A 2,368-nucleotide genomic window follows, 5' to 3' on the forward strand; every position below is an offset into this window, starting at 1 on the left:
TTCCGCGGCGTTTGCCTCAGCCACCACCACATCCGGATGCCCGGCTTGGACTGCCGCCATCACCGCCGGAAGTATCCCCCGTACCGGCCTCAACCTGCCGTCCAATCCCAGTTCCGCGATGAAAACCGTCCCACCGATGGACCGGACATCATTGGCAGCGCAAAGAACGGCCATGGTGATGGCCAGGTCGAAGCCGGAACCCCTTTTAGGAAGGGACGCCGGTATGAGATTCGCTGTGATCTTGCGCCGGCTCAAGGGAATCCCTGAGTTTTGAGCCGCGGACCTGATTCTTTCCTTCGCTTCATTCAGTGCGGCATCGGGCAGGCCCAGAATGACAAAGTTGGGAAGTGTCTGGCCGATGTCGGCTTCAACCTCCACGATGTACCCGTTGAGGCCCACCAGCGCAACGCAGTAGCTGCGTCCCACTCCCACTCAGCCCACACCCCGCAAGTGGTCAAGCTCAGGCCCGCCCGTGCCGTTGTCGATGACTGAGACGACATCGACACGTCTTCGGGGCGCTTTCAGCTCATGTTCCCGGCACCATGATGAAGCCAACCTGTGGAGCCGGGCCAACTTGGCAGAGCCCACCGCTTCAAAGGGATGACCGTAGTCCAGGCTCCGGCGGGTTTTGACTTCAACAACCACCAGGGTGTCGCCCTCGATCGCGACGATGTCGATTTCACCGTCTGCGCATCGCCAATTCCGATCAACGATCCGCATCCCCTGGTTTTCCAGGAAACCGGCCGCAAGTGCCTCGCCGTTCCGGCCCAGCAGGTCTTTTGCTCTCATGACCACCACCTCCGATGACCAGCTTTCCGTCTGGTGGCGGTAAGCGGCAGGGGCGCAGGAGGCTATGTGGGTAAACCCACCCGGAGCACTGCTGTGGAGGAAGAGTCAGCAGTTAGTTGCCCAGATCACCGAGGTCTCCGAGGCCCCCATCCTTCGGCAAGGCGAGGTCTTCGCTGCGGGGCAGTTCTTCGACGTTGACGTCCTTGAACGTAATGACGCGGACATTCTTGACGAACCGGGCTGAACGGTAAACATCCCACACCCACGCATCCTGCAGGGTCAGGTCAAAGTAGACTTCGCCATCCGCGCTGCGGGCCTGTAGGTCCACGTGATTGGCCAGGTAGAAACGCCGCTCAGTTTCCACAACGTAGCTGAACAGACCGACAACGTCCCGGTACTCGCGGTAGAGCTGAAGCTCCATATCGGTTTCATAGTTCTCAAGGTCCTCGGCGCTCATACTTCCATCTTGCACTATCTGCCGGGCGGCAGCCGCCACCGAAGGCCTCACATCGGCGCCGGTCAGGCCGCAGCGCCGAACTGTAGGTACTCAGTCAGCCTCGGGCCCCGTGAGGTTCCAGCTGGTCCGGTGATAGGCGCTGGGCCCTTGGAGCCGGATCATGTCCCTGTGGGCGGAGGTGGCATAGCCCTTGTTTTCGTTCCATCCGTAGGCAGGGACCTCCGAGTGGAGGTCCACCATGATACGGTCACGGGCCACCTTGGCAAGGACACTGGCGGCGGCGACACTGAGGCAGCTCATGTCCGCCTTGACCCGGGTATGGACGGGTGCTTCGCACCAAGGGCCCAGGGCCGGCTCGTCAAAGAGGGAGGCCTGGACATCCGGCGACAACCAATTGTGGCTGCCATCCAGCAGAACAACATCGGGGGTGACACCGCCGGCCAGGATCTCGCACCACGCCCGGGTGCCCGCCAGGCGAAGTGCGGCAATGATGCCAATGTCATCGATTTCCCGCGCCGAGGCATGCCCCACCGCCGAGGCAACTGCCCAGTCACGGACCAGGGGCTCCAGCCTGTCACGGTCCTCGGGCTTGAGAAGTTTGCTGTCCCGGACATCGGCCAACAAGCCATGGTCCTCGAGGCTCACCACGGCTATCCCTACACTGACGGGCCCCGCCAGCGCCCCGCGGCCCACCTCGTCCACGCCGGCCAGCAACCGGACACCGGGCGACAAGAAGGACCGTTCCACGTCAAGGGTGGGGAAACCCACAGGGCTCTTGGCCTTGGTGGCGGGTTTGGCCTTCTTGTTGCTCTTGGCCGGAGACTTGGCCTGGGTCTTGATCTTGGAGCCGGCAGCCGTTGTTGCCATTATTTTGCCGGGGTGCTCTCGGGGACGTCGCGGAAGACGTCCGGGAAGTTGTCGAGGTAGGTCCAGCGATTCACGGGCCAGGCAATGACAGTAGCCCGACCTTCAATGTCTTCGATGTTGATGAAGCCGCCGTTGCTCTCCTGGTGCGCCCGGGAGTCTGCCGAATGATTACGGTTATCACCCATTACCCAGACCTTGCCCTCTGGAACAACAATGTCGAACGCATTCGGCTGCGGTATCTCGGCAGGGTTGATG

The 2,368-nt window shown here is 61.9% G+C and carries 5 protein-coding genes; all 5 read right to left on the bottom strand.

The features are described 5' to 3' along the window. Window positions 1-432 (bottom strand): magnesium chelatase domain-containing protein (locus tag HP499_RS23450; RefSeq protein WP_309138439.1); only part of this gene is annotated, 432 nt, incomplete at its 3' end. After that, window positions 433-798, bottom strand: coding sequence for a YraN family protein (locus tag HP499_RS23455; protein WP_172326451.1), 366 nt, complete (start codon window positions 796-798; stop codon window positions 433-435). Window positions 799-901: 103 nt separating this feature from the next. After that, the gene (locus HP499_RS23460) at window positions 902-1,246 is read right to left on the bottom strand and encodes a DUF2469 domain-containing protein (protein WP_018776202.1); all 345 of its coding nucleotides are present in this window, start codon (window positions 1,244-1,246) and stop codon (window positions 902-904) included. A gap of 90 nt (window positions 1,247-1,336) precedes the next feature. Continuing rightward, window positions 1,337-2,113, bottom strand: a complete 777-nt coding sequence (locus tag HP499_RS23465; protein ID WP_172326452.1) for a ribonuclease HII — start codon at window positions 2,111-2,113, stop codon at window positions 1,337-1,339. Further along, window positions 2,113-2,368, bottom strand: a 256-nt coding sequence (gene lepB / locus HP499_RS23470) for a signal peptidase I (RefSeq protein WP_172326453.1), incomplete at its 5' end; no start/stop codon positions are given. The genes lepB and HP499_RS23465, both read right to left, overlap by 1 nt.

The sequence above is a fragment of the Paenarthrobacter sp. CM16 genome, from assembly GCF_013179505.1.
Lineage (GTDB): Bacteria > Actinomycetota > Actinomycetes > Actinomycetales > Micrococcaceae > Arthrobacter.